The following is a 14,136-nucleotide window of genomic DNA, read 5'->3' as shown; positions in this document are numbered from 1 at the left end:
TTGCAAAATAAAGGAGGATCCCTGTCTTGTGGATCCTCCTTTATTGCTTACAAGTCATCAAAACCGTTCAAATCGCTCGTTTTTGAATACTGGCGTGATTTTTGCTCAAAAAAGTCTGTTTTTGTACCGTCAATGTTATCCACATACGCTCTGATCCACTTCATTGGGTTGTCCACATGCTCGGGATATAGTTCATGAAGCCCCATCATACGCAGCATTTTATTGGCACGGTATTTTACGTAGCCACCCATTTCTTCCAAGTCGATGCCATCCACATCGGCTAGTACATATGCCGACCATTCCAGTTCAGAAGCAACGGAACTGCGGAATGTATCATATACCCAATCGGTGAATGCAGCCGTATTATATTCCGGGTTTTCTCCCAACGTAGCACGGAACAATTCTGCGATAAAGCGGCCATGTTCCAATTCATCGCGATTGATATAGCTGATCATCGTGGAAGTGCCGACCATTTTATTCTGTCTTGCCAGATTGTAAAAGAAAGCGAATCCTGAATAGAAGAACATACCTTCCAGCAACGATGTATACACCATTGTCTTCAGGATGTTTTCCAATGTCGGTTCTTCCACGAAAGCATTGTACTGCTCTGTCAATTTTTCATTACGCTTTAGTAAAACCGGATCAGTCCGTCCTAATTGGAAGGATTCATTTTGTTTATCCAACGATACAACAGATGAAAGCACATAAGAGTAGCTCTCGTTATGAACAGCTTCCTGTTGGGCGATCACCGCCATGATGGACTGCACAGATGGATCGGTCGCATACAAAGAAAGCAGCAAAGCAGTTCGCGTTTGTGGTGCATCCAAAGTAGAAAGCAGACCAATGATTTTCAAATAAGCATCCTGTTCAGATTCGCCCAGGTTGGCAAACTGTTTCACGTCTGTAGACATATTGATTTCATCAGCCTGCCAGTAATTTCCCACTAGACGCTTATACATTTTATACCAATGCGGATAGGCAATATCGTTCCAGTTGAGTATTCCGCTTGATTTGCCGCCGAACAATCCGGTAGATTTGTTCGGGTTGCGCGGTTCTAATGTTTTAGCTTTTTCAAGCATAGTTTTTTGCATCCTGTAAAACTCCTTCCAGCCATGATTCGACAAGATTCTCTTGCTGTCCCCGGGGAGACTGCTCTATCTTCAGACCCGGCCAGTTGCTGTGATAAAATTTTGCGAGTTTATCGACCGCCAGACAAAATAAGTCATCTCCGCCAAATTGTGTATCCCCACTGCCGAATACAGCAACATTTTCCGGTTTATAGCCTACTTCCAATACAAAGTCTTTCATTTCATCCGGTGTACTTCCCATATCCCAAGTGAATGTCCCAAGGAAAATGAAGTCATATTCATGCGCATCTATCGGGGCATCCAGGCCAATCTGGTGTTTGTCCACCTGCATGCCGTCCATTATGAGGTGATCTGAAATCATGTCGGCTATTTCTTCTGTGTTGCCGCTAAATGACAAGTAAGCTACCAACGCCTTCATATATTTTTCCACCACCAATCATAAGATTTGTTATTCTGCCGCAGACAGGTGAAACCAATTTCCCATCAGCTTTGGCACCATTCACATTCTTCTACATCATTTGCTGTGGAGCGTACATAATATGTCGTTTTCAAGCCTTGCCGCCATGCCTGCAAGTGTAAGTCGAGAAGTATGGAGGCACGGATATTATGCGGCACATAAAAGTTGAATGAAATACTTTGATCCACATGCCGCTGTCTTGCTGCATTTTGCGCGACAGACCACCGCTGATCCACAATGTAAGCACTCTTGCGATAAACGTCGTACGTACGGTGATTCAGCTCGGGGGCTGTATATGGAATTTTGAAATCTTTCTTTTCTTCATAATAGAACGGTTTGAAAATCGGATCGATGCTCGCGGTTGAACCAGCAATGATCGCAGTCGAAGAATTCGGCGCCACCGCCAGCAGGTAACTGTTTCGAATACCTGTTTCCCGGACGGTCTCTCGCATTTCATTCCATTCATCACTGTCATATCCGCGTGATGTGAAATATTCCCCTGTTTCCCAACGGCTGCCTTTAAATGCAGGATAGCTTCCCTTTTCCTTACTTAGCTCTGAGCTTGCCTTAATGGCCAAATAAGCGATTTTTTCATATAGATCATTCGCATAAGTGACTGCTTCTTCTGTTTCCCACTGGATGCCTTTCAACGCAAGCAGATGGTGCCAGCCGAATGTCCCCAGTCCAATTGCACGATATTTTTGGTTGGTGAGCTGCGTTTGCATGATCGGCAATGTATTGATGTCGATGACATTATCAAGCATACGCACCTGAATTGGAATTAAACGTTCCAGTACACCAGCTGGGATTGCCCGTCCAAGATTCACTGAACTTAAATTACATACGACGAAATCTCCTGCTTCATACTTTTTAACGATCTTATTGTCTGCTTCTACAATTTCTTCAAGAAATTGTGTTGGAGATTGGTTTTGTGTGATTTCAGTACACAGATTTGAGCAATAAATCATGCCATTATGCGGATTGCTGTTTTTACGGTTCACTTCATCGCGATAAAACATGAATGGAGTTCCTGATTCCAACTGTGATTTCATTACTCGTTTCATAATAGCGATAGCTGGAACCTTCTTCTTACCAAGACGGTCATCAGCCACACATTCTTCATACTTCTCGCGCCACGTACCTTGCCCGTTTTCCTCATCATAGAAATCTTCCAACGAATAACCCATCACCTGTCTGACCTCATGCGGGTCGAACAAATACCAGTCTCCTCTTTCGTCAACCTTTTCCATAAAATAGTCTGGAAGACAGACGCCTGTGAATATATCGTGGGCTCGCATTCGATCATCACCATTGTTTAATTTCAGGTCGAGAAAGGCCTCAATATCCTGATGCCAAACGTCCAAATAGATGGCGATTGCACCCTTGCGTGTACCTAGCTGGTCAACGCTTACCGCTGTATTATTCAATTGTTTGATCCACGGAACGACCCCGCTGGACATCCCTTTGAATCCCTTGATCGCACTGCCCCGCGCACGGATTTTACCCATGTAGACTCCGATTCCGCCGCCATTTTTCGACAACTTGGCAATATCGGTATTGCTGTCATAGATGGACTGCAAACTATCGTCCACAGTTTCAATAAAGCAGCTGGACAATTGGCCATGTGTTTTGCCGGCATTATTCAATGTCGGCGTTGCAACCGTCATATACAGGTTACTCAGTGCCCAGTAGGCTTCCAGCACATAGTCAGTACGCTTCTGGCGATCTTCATCCTGCATCAGATGCATGGCGATAACCATCCAGCGTTCCTGCGGCAGTTCATATGTATTTTTTTCATGATCCGTTGCTAGATATCTGGTTGCCAATGTATAAATCCCCAGATATGTAAACAGATTGTCGCGCTCCGGTTCTAAATGGGATGCGAAATGTTCAATTTCTTCTTTTGTATATTTATCAAGCAGCAGATTTGTATAAATGCCTTTCTCCGTCAACATCTGCAGTAATTCATAAAAATCTCCATAGCGTTTATCCGCATCATAAGAACGATTTGCCGCTGCTTTTTGGTAAAGTGCATGCAAATATATCCTGGCAGCAAAGAAAGTCCAGTCAGGATTTGCTTCATCAATATTTTCCAATGCGCGCTTCATCAATACATCAGCCATTTTTGACGCAGACATGTCTGTTGTATTGAAAACTTTCTCCTTATAACCGTCCAAATCGAGATGAAGCCCTTTTGCAGCCTCATCTATCAAATTTCTGACATTCTCACTACCCATGGTTGTAATCATTTATTCCATCCTCCCCATTTAATGAAAAAAGCCGCCCATTCCAGTGAATAAACGACATAAAAACAGATAGATCCATTTGTGCCTCTATCATTTATGCAGCCTCTCCCAATTGAGGTGCAAGCATATGGTCGTTTCGGCCTGCAATGATTTTGCGGCATTGGTCGATATGTTGTGTTTCCAGACTACCGTATCGGTTCACTCTGCTTTCTCAGCAATGATGCAAACCCCTGCTTTTCTCTGTATTCCTCTTCTATATACATTTCCTGTCGAATTTGCAATAACCACTATATATAGTGTTTTTATTTTTAACTAATCTCTATATATTGTATTTAAAGCTTATCACAGAAAGGGAAATTTGACAATGAATAAACCATATATTTTTTTAGTCCAAAGGCAATTCTCGCATGAAGACCTGCAAAAATCAATATTGATAGCGTTTCAGCCTCTTAAAAAATTCTTTCAGGAAGTCATAGAATAATTTCTCTGTTGGCAATAATTGTCGATCTACCGGAATAATCACGCCTACTGTCCGTCTCACTTCAGGATCTTTTACAGGTACCTTTGCGGCTGAGCGGATTTGTCCGTCCACCAGTGTGATTTCCGGAACGAGTGAAATACCAAGACCTGCCGCGACGAGTCCTTTGATCGCTTCTAATTCTTCTCCTTCAAATGAAATATCCGGGCTAAACCCAAGTTGCCTGCATGCCTGCACAACGATATCCCGTAATACGAATCCCTCTGGAAATAAGATGAATTTCTCCGCCCGAAGCTGATCCAGCTGTATGGATTCCTTACATGCCAACGGATGATTTTCCGGCAAAAGTGCTACCATATTCTCGTGGAACAAGATTGTCCCATCCAAGCTGCTGGATTTTGTCGGTACAGGACCAAGCAGCGCCATATTGATTTCTCCGCTTACCAGTTTTTCCTGCATTTCATGATGGGAACCTTGACTCAGTCTGAATTGCACATTCGGGTATTTTTCACAGAATGCAGAAATGACATTCGGAAGAATATACGCCGCCATACTGCTTGTAAAACCTAATCTGATAATACCCCTTTCCGGGTCCATATACTCTTCAATAACCTGTTTCGCATGTTCAATAACATGGACCGCTTGCTCCATATGCTGCAGGAAGATCTGCCCGATAGCTGTTAATTTGACATTTCTTCCTTGACGGATGAATAATTGCACACCCAGTTCTGCTTCCAAATTGGCGATCTGTCTGCTGACTGCTGATTGTGCCACATGTAATTTATCCGCAGCTTCCGTCACATGTTCTTTTTTTGCCACTTCAATAAAGTAGATGATTTGCCGCAATTCCAATTACGCCACCCTTTTCTGCAATGCTAATTTTAAACTGTCCCAGTATTTCAATAAAAAATTGTTCTATCATCTAAAGCTTGAGCAAGTTCATAACTAAGATGAAGGAGCCGCATGGTATGATGTAGTACGGCATAAGTGTGGCGAAAGGCCAAGTCGGTGTCTGTCACTTTATGATATCGATAGCATCCATACATCCAGAACAAAACGCAATCCTACATGACTTTTTCAGAATGGGAAGACCGTGCTTTGCCTCTAGTCCTACTATATAATTCCTTTACCAGACTTTTTGTACATCCTCTATTATCTCATATCGGCATCAATTATATCTATAATTAATATTGATTCGATAAATAAAGTAACGTAAAATATTTTCATACAGAATGTTGTGACATATGGCTCGGCACAAGCCGTGTTTTCTTTCTACACCATGGCACATGCACATAGTCAGATACTATCAAATTTGAAGGGAATGATTCTATGCAGACAATACTAAAGGAAAGCACATCTGAGGTTGAAAAACGCGTTCAATCATATATTGATGATGTGTTCACGATGATTAAGAGAAGGGACCCGCACGAAACAGAGTTCCATCAAACCGTCAGCGTCATATTCAAGTCTATCAAGCCCGCATTAGTGAAAAACCCCGCCTATATCGAACACCAGATTTTAGAACAAATTGTTGAACCTGAAAAATTGATTACCTTCCGTGTGCCTTGGGTGGATGATCAAGGCAAGACACAGGTCAACCGTGGATACCGCGTCCAATTCAACAGTGCCATAGGTCCTTATAAAGGTGGTTTACGCTTTCACCCCACCGTCAATACAAGCATTGTCAAATTTCTTGGTTTCCAGCAAATATTCAAAAATGCTTTGACTGGCCAGCCAATTGGCGGCGGAAAAGGCGGATCCGATTTTGATCCTAAAGGCAAGTCCGACATGGAAATCATGCGTTTTTGCCAAAGTTTCATGACAGAACTCGCCAACTATATCGGACCTAACACCGATGTTCCTGCCGGAGATATCGGCGTCGGTTCCAAGGAAATTGGCTATATGTTCGGACAGTATAAAAAAATCCGAGGCAACTTCGAGGCTGGCGTGCTTACCGGTAAAGGATTGAATTACGGTGGAAGCCTTGCCAGGAAAGAAGCAACTGGATACGGTTTGATTTATTTCGTAAGCGAAATGCTTAAAGGCAAAAAGGAAAAGATCAAGGGAAAACGTGTGGTCGTTTCCGGTTCGGGAAATGTATCCATCTACGCTATGGAGAAAGCAATCGAACTTGGTGCAAAGGTCGTTGCTTGCAGTGATTCCGATGGGTATGTGTATGATGAAAAAAATGGCATCGACCTGGATACGGTCAAACGGTTGAAAGAAGTGGAGAAAGGCCGTATCAGTGATTACATCGATGCGCACCCGACTGCAGTCTATAAGGAAAATTGCAAGGATATTTGGAATATCCCTTGTGATATCGCATTGCCATGTGCCACTCAGAACGAACTTGATGAAAAAGCGGCAGCCGCACTTGTGCGTAACGGCACTGCGTATGTAGCGGAAGGAGCGAATATGCCGTGTACACCAGAGGCCATTCATATTTTCCTTAAAAACGATGTATATTATGGTCCTGGAAAAGCAGCAAATGCCGGCGGTGTCGCAGTCTCCTCCCTGGAAATGGGGCAAAACAGTTCCCGTATGGCCTGGTCCTTCGAAGAAGTGGAAACCCGCCTGCAGGAAATCATGCGGGACATTTATAAAAATTGCGAACAGGCAGCTAAAATGTACGAAAAAGAAGGCAACCTTGTTGTCGGCGCAAATATAGCCGGTTTTATAAAAGTTGCGGATGCCATGATAGAATTGGGTGTTGTTTGATTATCTGAATATGCTTCATGGTTTTAATAAGGATTGATTCCTCGTGTAACTGCGGCAGCTCGCGTTTCCTTTTGGGAAACTGCGCTGCAGCATCATGCGGAACCGGTCTTTTTTATTTTATGCTGGCGGGAACCACTTCCTGCTCATTCAGCACCGTATCCTGAAGGAATAATAAGCATGCACAAATTTTCGTTTTACCGCTTGCTACGTTTGAATTGTAAAATTCTAAATGTTATGATGTCCATAAGATTTCACAGAAAGTTCACAATTAAAACAGAAAAGGGGTAAAGTATGCGAAACAAAGTGAAAAATCGCTGGCTTATTGCCGCAAGCGGTGTCGGAATCCACATTTCGATCGGATCCGCTTATGCCTGGAGTGTTTTTACTAATCCAATGGCTGATAAATTCGGCTGGGAAACAACCGAGATTTCATTCGCTTTCAGTATGGCCATCTTTTTTCTCGGTTTTTCAGCAGCATTCATGGGGCCATTTGTCGAGAAGCACGGCCCGAGAAAATCCGGTATGCTCTCTGCCTTATTTTTCAGTGTCGGCGTTGCCGGATCTGGAATCGCAACTGCAGCAGGCTCTTTGTACTTGCTTTATTTCTTCTACGGTATCGTCGGGGGAATCGGGCTTGGGATCGGCTACATAGCACCTGTTTCCACGTTGGTAAAATGGTTCCCCGATCGCCGGGGACTTGCCACAGGCATGGCAATCATGGGATTTGGCTTTGCTGCTTTAATCAGTGGACCGGCTGCAGCTTCCCTGATTCATTCTATCGGCATCTCTGCGACATTCTTCGTTTTGGGGGCAGCTTATTTCGTTGTCATGATGTTATCTTCTCAATATCTGTCAGCCCCTCCAGAAGGATGGCTTCCGAAAGGCTATACACCGCCAGAAAGAAAGGAACCAGCTGCGCCTAGCGGAAAAATCAGCAGGGATCTGTCTCAGTTGACAGCGAAAGAAGCCATTAAAACCAGGCGTTTCTGGCTGCTGTGGTTCATGTTATTTTTGAATGTCACATGTGGTATTGCTATCCTTTCTCTCGCCTCGCCAATGGCCCAGGAAATTGCAGGCATGTCCGCTATCGCAGCGGCGGGAATGGTCGGTATCACCGGTTTATTCAATGGAGCAGGAAGAATTGGATGGGCGTCTTTGTCCGATTATATTGGAAGACCGAATGTCTACACCACCTTTTTTGTGATGGAAGTCATCGCCTTTTTCCTGATTCCGTTTGCGTCGAACCCTTTTTTATTTCAAATCCTTGTATTCGCTATCATCACCTGCTATGGCGGCGGTTTTGCTTCTGTTCCGGCTTATATCGGCGACTTGTTCGGCACAAAACAGCTTGGAGCGATTCACGGTTATATTTTGACAGCGTGGGCGATGGGCGGAGTTGCTGGTCCCTTGCTCTTATCCAGCATCTATGACACCACACACAGTTATGATTTGACCATGAATATCTTTGGTGTGCTATTTATCATCGCTTTGTTGCTTTCTTTATGGATCCGGGCTGATATCCGCAAACTCAGGGAACAAAAAAGTCAAACGGATACAAATTTCAATACAGGGACCGATTCCCCCAATGTCCATTAGCATTGTTTATCTGCCATTTCTCAGGAGAATGGTGCCATGGATGAGCAGAAACCTGATATGTTTATAAAACTTTCAAGCAAGGTATGGAATAAGATCATGGTATTTTATTATTCTCCGAAATATGTTCTGAAAATCGGTTGTTGGAACATGTTATAATAGACAGCAAAACCTTATTTTGCAGGTGAAGGCTGCCAATCCGCCCATTTCACAGTAAAACCTGGTAGATTGGCAGCACTGTATGTGTGTGGAACCATATCCACGAGAAAGGCTGGTAATGACAATGGATGAAACAGTGAAATATGATTGGGAAATCATTCATTTCAATGAAAGCTCACCCATTTTGCAGGATGAAACCATAGCAAGTGAAAATCCGCTCACTGTGATGATTAATGGGATGGAGTTTGCAACGATGGTCTGTTCCCCTTCGAATGTCAAAGAACTGATCATCGGTTTTTTGGCTTCAGAAGGTATCATTCACACATTTCGCGAAATCGCTTCGATAGATATAGACATCAAACAGGGATTTGCGTATGTGGAGGTCACTCGGCCAATCGACATGGCACAGGTTGACCATTCCAAACGATTCATTGGCTCCTGTTGCGGAAAAAGCCGGCAGTTCTATTTCAAAAGTGATGTCAAAACAGCTAAAACGGTTCTGAACCAGCTGGTTGTTTCTGTAGCACAATGTTATACATTAATGGAAAAACTGCAGCAAGCATCGATTTATTTTAAAGAAACCGGCGGTGTTCATAACGCTGCTCTTTGCAGTGTAAAAGAGATTATTTCCATACAAACGGATATCGGCCGTCATAATACACTGGATAAAATATATGGTGACATATTGATCAGGGAAATCCCCCTGCGAGATAAATTGATTGTTTTCAGTGGCAGGATTTCATCCGAGGTGCTGCTGAAAATTTCCAAAATGGGCATTGGCATTCTCGTATCCAAATCTGCACCGACTGATTTGGCATTGAAGCTTGCCAATGATTTGGGCATCACCGTTATCGGTTTTGTCCGCGGCCGCAAAATGAACGTTTATACACACCCAAAGCGTATCTATGAAGCCATTAAAACAAAACAGGATCAGCTGTCACCATAAAGCTGTTCCTGTTTTGTTCATTGGCAGAAAGAAAATTTTTCTTAAAACTGCCAAACCATGATTACTTATTGATTTTGTGAAAGAGGATTAACTAATGAAAATTCCTCCGACAGCAATCCACCTTGTTGCTTCAGGTCTTCATCTTTTTGACTGCATGCTGCCTAAGGCCCATTTTTGCAGGTGGCAGGATACCTGTCCCGTTGCTGAAAACTGCAGGCTGTCATTCTCAGGTTTCGGAAAAAATCTGGAAGTGAAAACGATCCCCCCGTCATTTACAAATATCTCCAATGAAGATGTATCCATAAAAATATGCAATTTTTCCAGTTCATCCACTTCACAAACACGTTGCTCCCAAGATTGGTCAAGCAAACTTACACGTCTGAATACCAGGCGTTGCCGATTCACTTCATAGCTCAGAGAAGCACTGCCCCCAAAAGAAATGGTAAAATCCGCAGCTTCGGATGTATCGATTTCCTCCATGAGCAGTTCCAGTGACTTTCCGGATACCTGCGGCAATTCTACTGTGTCTTGAATGAATACATTCGTGTAAGCAGTATGGCTTTTGCGAAGTTTCTTTAATTCCACTGCGGGACGCTGTATGATTTTATCGCCTTTGAGCGACAATTCCCTTGGGATTGTCATCGCGTGAATCCAGCCATTCGCTATTGTCGGGTGATTTTGTTCACTGGCATCCGTTATCCCCATCCAAGCAAACAATATTCTTCTCCCATTTTCATCAGTCATTGTCTGCGGTGCATAGAAATCGAACCCGCTATCAAGCTCCGTGAAACCTTCCGTCTGAAAAATTCCTTTTTTATCATCGACCACTCCAACGAAGTAGCCTGACTGGTATATATTTTGGAACCTGTTTCCCTCCTGCTCCATCCCTTGAGGACATACAAGCAATACATCCTTTCCAGCCCATGAAAGTAAATCCGGGCATTCCCACATATAACCGTAATATCCAAGATTATTTCTATGGGTGCCTGCCAGCACTCCCTGATATTCCCAGCTGGACAAATCATCTGAGACAAACATTACACAGCAGCCCTGATTATCTATATCTTGGGCCCCGATCAGCATGTAAAATCGGCCGTTACGCCGTACTACCTTCGGATCGCGGAAATGGGCGGTGAAACCGTCAGGCAGCGTAACCACCGGTCCTTTTTTAGTAAAATTGCTGCCATCCCCCGAAACCGCCAAGCATTGATATGATTCTCTTTTTCCACTGGGCCCCTTCACATTCCCGGTATAAAAGATATGCATCTTCCCATTGTGTTCAATTGCACTGCCAGAATAGCAGCCATTTTTATCGAACCAGTCAGCAGGCGCCAGTGCGATGTCTTCCTGCCGCCAGTGGATTAAATCATTCGAAGTGCAGTGCGCCCAGCATTTTGCTCCGTGCTTTGTTTCAAATGGATTCCATTGATAAAACAAATGATAGATACCGCGGTACTGGATCAACCCGTTTGGATCATTCAAAAGACCTGACGGCGGCATCACATGATATCGCAAACGATAAGGATCATTTCCGCGGGACGGGCAATATTTTTTGATTTGTTTTTCTGCTTCCTTCATAAAGTGCTCTCTCTCGTTGTAAATCAAGCAATCATGCTCCTTCAGTTTGTTTTCCATCATTTATAACGTAATAATGGGCTGTCATCTTCCGATGGACAGGCTGTACTGACAAACAGAAACAATAAACTGCATGTCATATAAGTGTTTAACCATATATTGTCCAGCTTATCATCAGCCATTTTGGCCCGTTGTTTCTTTGACTACATTATGTTTATCCGAATAGCCGAACATCCATGTCAAAACAAAAGCAATAGCGATTGCCAAGAGATTCACGAATATATACCCGATAATTTGATGATTCAAGTATAGTAAAGTCCCCGGTATCACAGTAATAGCCATTCCCGTTGCTTTCAATTTCAATAATGCGGCCGTAAAACCGCCGACTCCTCCGCCAATCAGTCCCATGACAAACGGCTTTCCATAACGTAAATTCACCCCAAAGATTGCCGGCTCAGTAATACCGAGCAATGCCGAAAAAGAAGATGGTAAAGCCAGGGCTTTCAGTTTTTTTGATTTTGTCTTCAAACCCACCGCCAAAGCTGCGCCTCCTTGTGCAGCAACCGAACAAGTGACAATCGCGTTATACGGGTTAAAGCCATATTTTTCGAGCAGCTTGATTTCCATCAGATTGAAAATATGATGGACACCGGTAATAACAATGACTTGGTTCAAGAAACCGATGATTAAACCCGCCAGACCAAGAGGCCAATTTAGTACAGCCACTGTACCAGCCATGATATAATCTTCCACTGTATGAAAAATCGGCCCGATAATAAATAATGCCAGGGTAATCATAACAAGCAATGCCAGAAATGGCGTCACAATCAAGTCAAGTGACTCCGGCACCCGCTTTCGGATGCCCCTTTCCAGTTTGGCTCCAACAATACCTGCGATAAAGGCGGGCAGCACAGAACCTTGGTAACCTACTACCGGAATAAATCCAAGAAAATGAAGCGGATGGACATCACCACCGGCAACATCCCAGGCATTCGGCAAAGAAGGACTGACAAGCATCAGACCCAGCACAAGGCCAATCACCGGTGTGCCACCGAACACACGAAACGTCGACCAGGTTACGAGCGCCGGCAGGAAAATGAAGGCGGTATCCGTCAATACTTGCGTAAATAAAATAAAGTTCTCTGATATATCATCCGGTGTCATACCGAACAATCCCAAAATTTGTTCCTGCATGACGAGCCCGCGCAGACCCATGAATAAACCAGTCGCGACAAGTACAGGGATAATCGGGACAAACACGTCACCAAATGAACGGATAGCTCTCTTCCACGCTTTCTGCTGGCCCTTCATCTCTTCTGACTGTTCTGCCTTTGTCGCCCCTGCAATTCCTAACTTTTCTACTTCTTCATAGATTCTATTAACCGTTCCCGTACCTAGAATAACTTGAAACTGACCTGAGTTGAAAAACGCCCCTTTCACTTTATCAATGCCTTCTACAGCCTCCTGGTCTATGGCATCCCTATCATTGACCATGATTCGCAGACGGGTGGCACAATGTGCGATTGAATGGATGTTTTTCTCACCCCCGACAGCTGTAATGATTTCTTTGGCAATTCTTTGATTCTCTTTCATCCCCATCACCCCATTTTTTATATGTGGAATCGATTCCATAAAATAGATAAAATAAAGAGCATGCGTTGATTCACAGTATGAAATCGATTCCATATGCTCTTGTAGCGTATTATACACTATCTCTTTCGATAATGCTATACGGCATAACCACTTTTTTTATGGACAGTTCTTTTTTGCCAATTTGATCGATAATCAGCTCAGCAGCCTGTTTCCCTGCCAATTCGTTCGAAAAATCGATTGTTGTGAGTGCTGGTCTGATATATTCGGAAACCCGCGAATTTCCCGTGCCGGCTATAGCCACATCCCCCGGAATATCGTAGCCATGCTCCAGTAAATAATGCATCGCTCCAATCGCAATTGTATCGGTAACAGCAAATACTGCAGTCGGTTTTTGCCGCTTTGCCTCCGCGATTGTTTTCATTGCCTGATACCCAGACTGTAAATCGAAACCAGCCTCAGCAACCCATTTTGGATCAACATACAAGCCAAGTTCGTTCATAGCGTCCAAAAAACCTTTCTTTCGCAGATGCCCGACTGCGCGATCTTGTTCAGAAACCCCGATGAAAGCAATATCCTGATGGCTCTGTTCCCCAAACAGCTTGGTCATGTCTTTGGCAGCTTGATAATCATCGTTGAGGATGACAGAGATACCAGGTATCTCTTGCCCAAGAGCGACAAGTGGTACAGTCAGGTTTTCAATTTCTTTAATTAATGTAGGGTTGATATTCGTGGCCAGCAGAATGATGCCGTCCACTTGCCTGCTCCGAAGCAATCTCAAGTTAGCAATCTCTTTTTCCGGATTCAAATTTGTATTAGCAAGGATGATTTGATACCCCTGTTCTGCCAGGATATCATTGATGCTGTTGACCAGCCTGCTTGATGTATCTGTGCTGAGACGCGGTACAATGACGCCGATGACTTTCGTCTGCTTTGTCCGCAATGATTTTGCTTGCTCGCTTGGCACATATCCAGTGGATTTAATGACTTTTTCAATTCGTTTACGCGTCTCTTCGCTCACATAACCCGAATCATTTAGATACCGGGATACTGTCGAGCTGGAAGCATTCGCTAATTTAGCAATTTCCTTGATGGTGATCATTGTTTCAGCCCCTAAACATCTCATCTACAGCTATATTACTTCATAATCTGCGCAATTGAAATGATAAACATCTGCATGCAGTATGACCAGCTTATTTTTTGTTGGAAAATTTTCTGTTTTATTACTATTTTTCCCAAATAGTGTGGTATGATAGGTGATATAGGTAATAAGACCTATTTTAAAA

At 43.6% G+C, this 14,136-nt stretch carries 10 protein-coding genes; 3 read left to right on the top strand and 7 right to left on the bottom strand.

Annotation, left to right across the window (positions count from 1 at the left end):
* Positions 1 to 47 precede the first annotated feature (47 nt).
* From ACFSMW_RS08755 to ACFSMW_RS08740, 4 genes are all read right to left on the bottom strand, one after another.
* Positions 48 to 1,091 carry a ribonucleotide-diphosphate reductase subunit beta gene (locus ACFSMW_RS08755; protein WP_390354881.1) on the bottom strand — a complete coding sequence of 348 codons (1,044 nt, stop codon included), beginning with the start codon at positions 1,089 to 1,091 and terminating at the stop codon, positions 48 to 50.
* Complete coding sequence (locus ACFSMW_RS08750) at positions 1,072 to 1,506, bottom strand: flavodoxin (protein WP_390354880.1); 435 nt, start codon at positions 1,504 to 1,506, stop codon at positions 1,072 to 1,074. The genes ACFSMW_RS08755 and ACFSMW_RS08750 overlap by 20 nt, the downstream gene beginning before the upstream one ends.
* A gap of 65 nt (positions 1,507 to 1,571) precedes the next feature.
* Positions 1,572 to 3,794: a ribonucleoside-diphosphate reductase subunit alpha gene (locus ACFSMW_RS08745; protein WP_390354878.1), complete on the bottom strand. Its 2,223-nt coding sequence runs from the start codon at positions 3,792 to 3,794 to the stop codon at positions 1,572 to 1,574.
* A 421-nt stretch (positions 3,795 to 4,215) separates the two neighbouring features.
* Positions 4,216 to 5,121 carry a LysR family transcriptional regulator gene (locus tag ACFSMW_RS08740; RefSeq protein ID WP_390354876.1) on the bottom strand — a complete coding sequence of 302 codons (906 nt, stop codon included), beginning with the start codon at positions 5,119 to 5,121 and terminating at the stop codon, positions 4,216 to 4,218.
* Between the two features lie 477 nt (positions 5,122 to 5,598).
* Here ACFSMW_RS08740 and gdhA point away from each other — a divergent pair, with 477 nt between their 5' ends.
* The 3 genes from gdhA to fdhD all read left to right on the top strand — a co-directional run bounded on the left by gdhA (position 5,599) and on the right by fdhD (position 9,685).
* The gene (gene gdhA, locus ACFSMW_RS08735; protein WP_390354874.1) at positions 5,599 to 6,987 is read left to right on the top strand and encodes an NADP-specific glutamate dehydrogenase; all 1,389 of its coding nucleotides are present in this window, start codon (positions 5,599 to 5,601) and stop codon (positions 6,985 to 6,987) included.
* Between the two features lie 291 nt (positions 6,988 to 7,278).
* Positions 7,279 to 8,583, top strand: coding sequence for an L-lactate MFS transporter (locus tag ACFSMW_RS08730; RefSeq protein ID WP_390354873.1), 1,305 nt, complete (start codon positions 7,279 to 7,281; stop codon positions 8,581 to 8,583).
* Between the two features lie 280 nt (positions 8,584 to 8,863).
* On the top strand, positions 8,864 to 9,685 hold the full coding sequence (gene fdhD / locus ACFSMW_RS08725; protein WP_390354871.1) for a formate dehydrogenase accessory sulfurtransferase FdhD: 822 nt from the start codon (positions 8,864 to 8,866) through the stop codon (positions 9,683 to 9,685).
* Between the two features lie 138 nt (positions 9,686 to 9,823).
* Here fdhD and ACFSMW_RS08720 read toward each other — a convergent pair whose 3' ends face one another.
* The 3 genes from ACFSMW_RS08720 to ACFSMW_RS08710 form a co-directional block, all read right to left on the bottom strand.
* Positions 9,824 to 11,287 (bottom strand): glycoside hydrolase family 32 protein, encoded by a 1,464-nt coding sequence (locus ACFSMW_RS08720; protein WP_390355427.1) that lies wholly within the window; start codon positions 11,285 to 11,287, stop codon positions 9,824 to 9,826.
* 147 nt (positions 11,288 to 11,434) lie between these two features.
* Positions 11,435 to 12,853 (bottom strand): sucrose-specific PTS transporter subunit IIBC, encoded by a 1,419-nt coding sequence (locus ACFSMW_RS08715; protein WP_390354869.1) that lies wholly within the window; start codon positions 12,851 to 12,853, stop codon positions 11,435 to 11,437.
* A gap of 109 nt (positions 12,854 to 12,962) precedes the next feature.
* Complete coding sequence (locus ACFSMW_RS08710) at positions 12,963 to 13,952, bottom strand: LacI family DNA-binding transcriptional regulator (protein WP_390354867.1); 990 nt, start codon at positions 13,950 to 13,952, stop codon at positions 12,963 to 12,965.
* Between the last annotated feature and the right edge of the window lie 184 nt (positions 13,953 to 14,136).

The sequence above is a fragment of the Tigheibacillus halophilus genome (genome assembly GCF_042683165.1).
Taxonomy (GTDB): Bacteria; Bacillota; Bacilli; order Bacillales; family Amphibacillaceae; genus Tigheibacillus; species Tigheibacillus halophilus.
Note: the sequence above shows the minus strand (reverse complement) of the source record. Positions and strands in the feature narration are given on the sequence as shown.

Coding starts and splice junctions, on each gene's coding strand:
- ACFSMW_RS08755 (WP_390354881.1), bottom strand. CDS start 1,091: ATGCAAAAAACTATGCTTGAAAAAGCTAAAACATTAGAACCGCGCAAC.
- ACFSMW_RS08750 (WP_390354880.1), bottom strand. CDS start 1,506: ATGAAGGCGTTGGTAGCTTACTTGTCATTTAGCGGCAACACAGAAGAA.
- ACFSMW_RS08745 (WP_390354878.1), bottom strand. CDS start 3,794: ATGATTACAACCATGGGTAGTGAGAATGTCAGAAATTTGATAGATGAG.
- gdhA (WP_390354874.1), top strand. CDS start 5,599: ATGCAGACAATACTAAAGGAAAGCACATCTGAGGTTGAAAAACGCGTT.
- ACFSMW_RS08730 (WP_390354873.1), top strand. CDS start 7,279: ATGCGAAACAAAGTGAAAAATCGCTGGCTTATTGCCGCAAGCGGTGTC.
- fdhD (WP_390354871.1), top strand. CDS start 8,864: ATGGATGAAACAGTGAAATATGATTGGGAAATCATTCATTTCAATGAA.
- ACFSMW_RS08715 (WP_390354869.1), bottom strand. CDS start 12,853: ATGAAAGAGAATCAAAGAATTGCCAAAGAAATCATTACAGCTGTCGGG.
- ACFSMW_RS08710 (WP_390354867.1), bottom strand. CDS start 13,952: ATGATCACCATCAAGGAAATTGCTAAATTAGCGAATGCTTCCAGCTCG.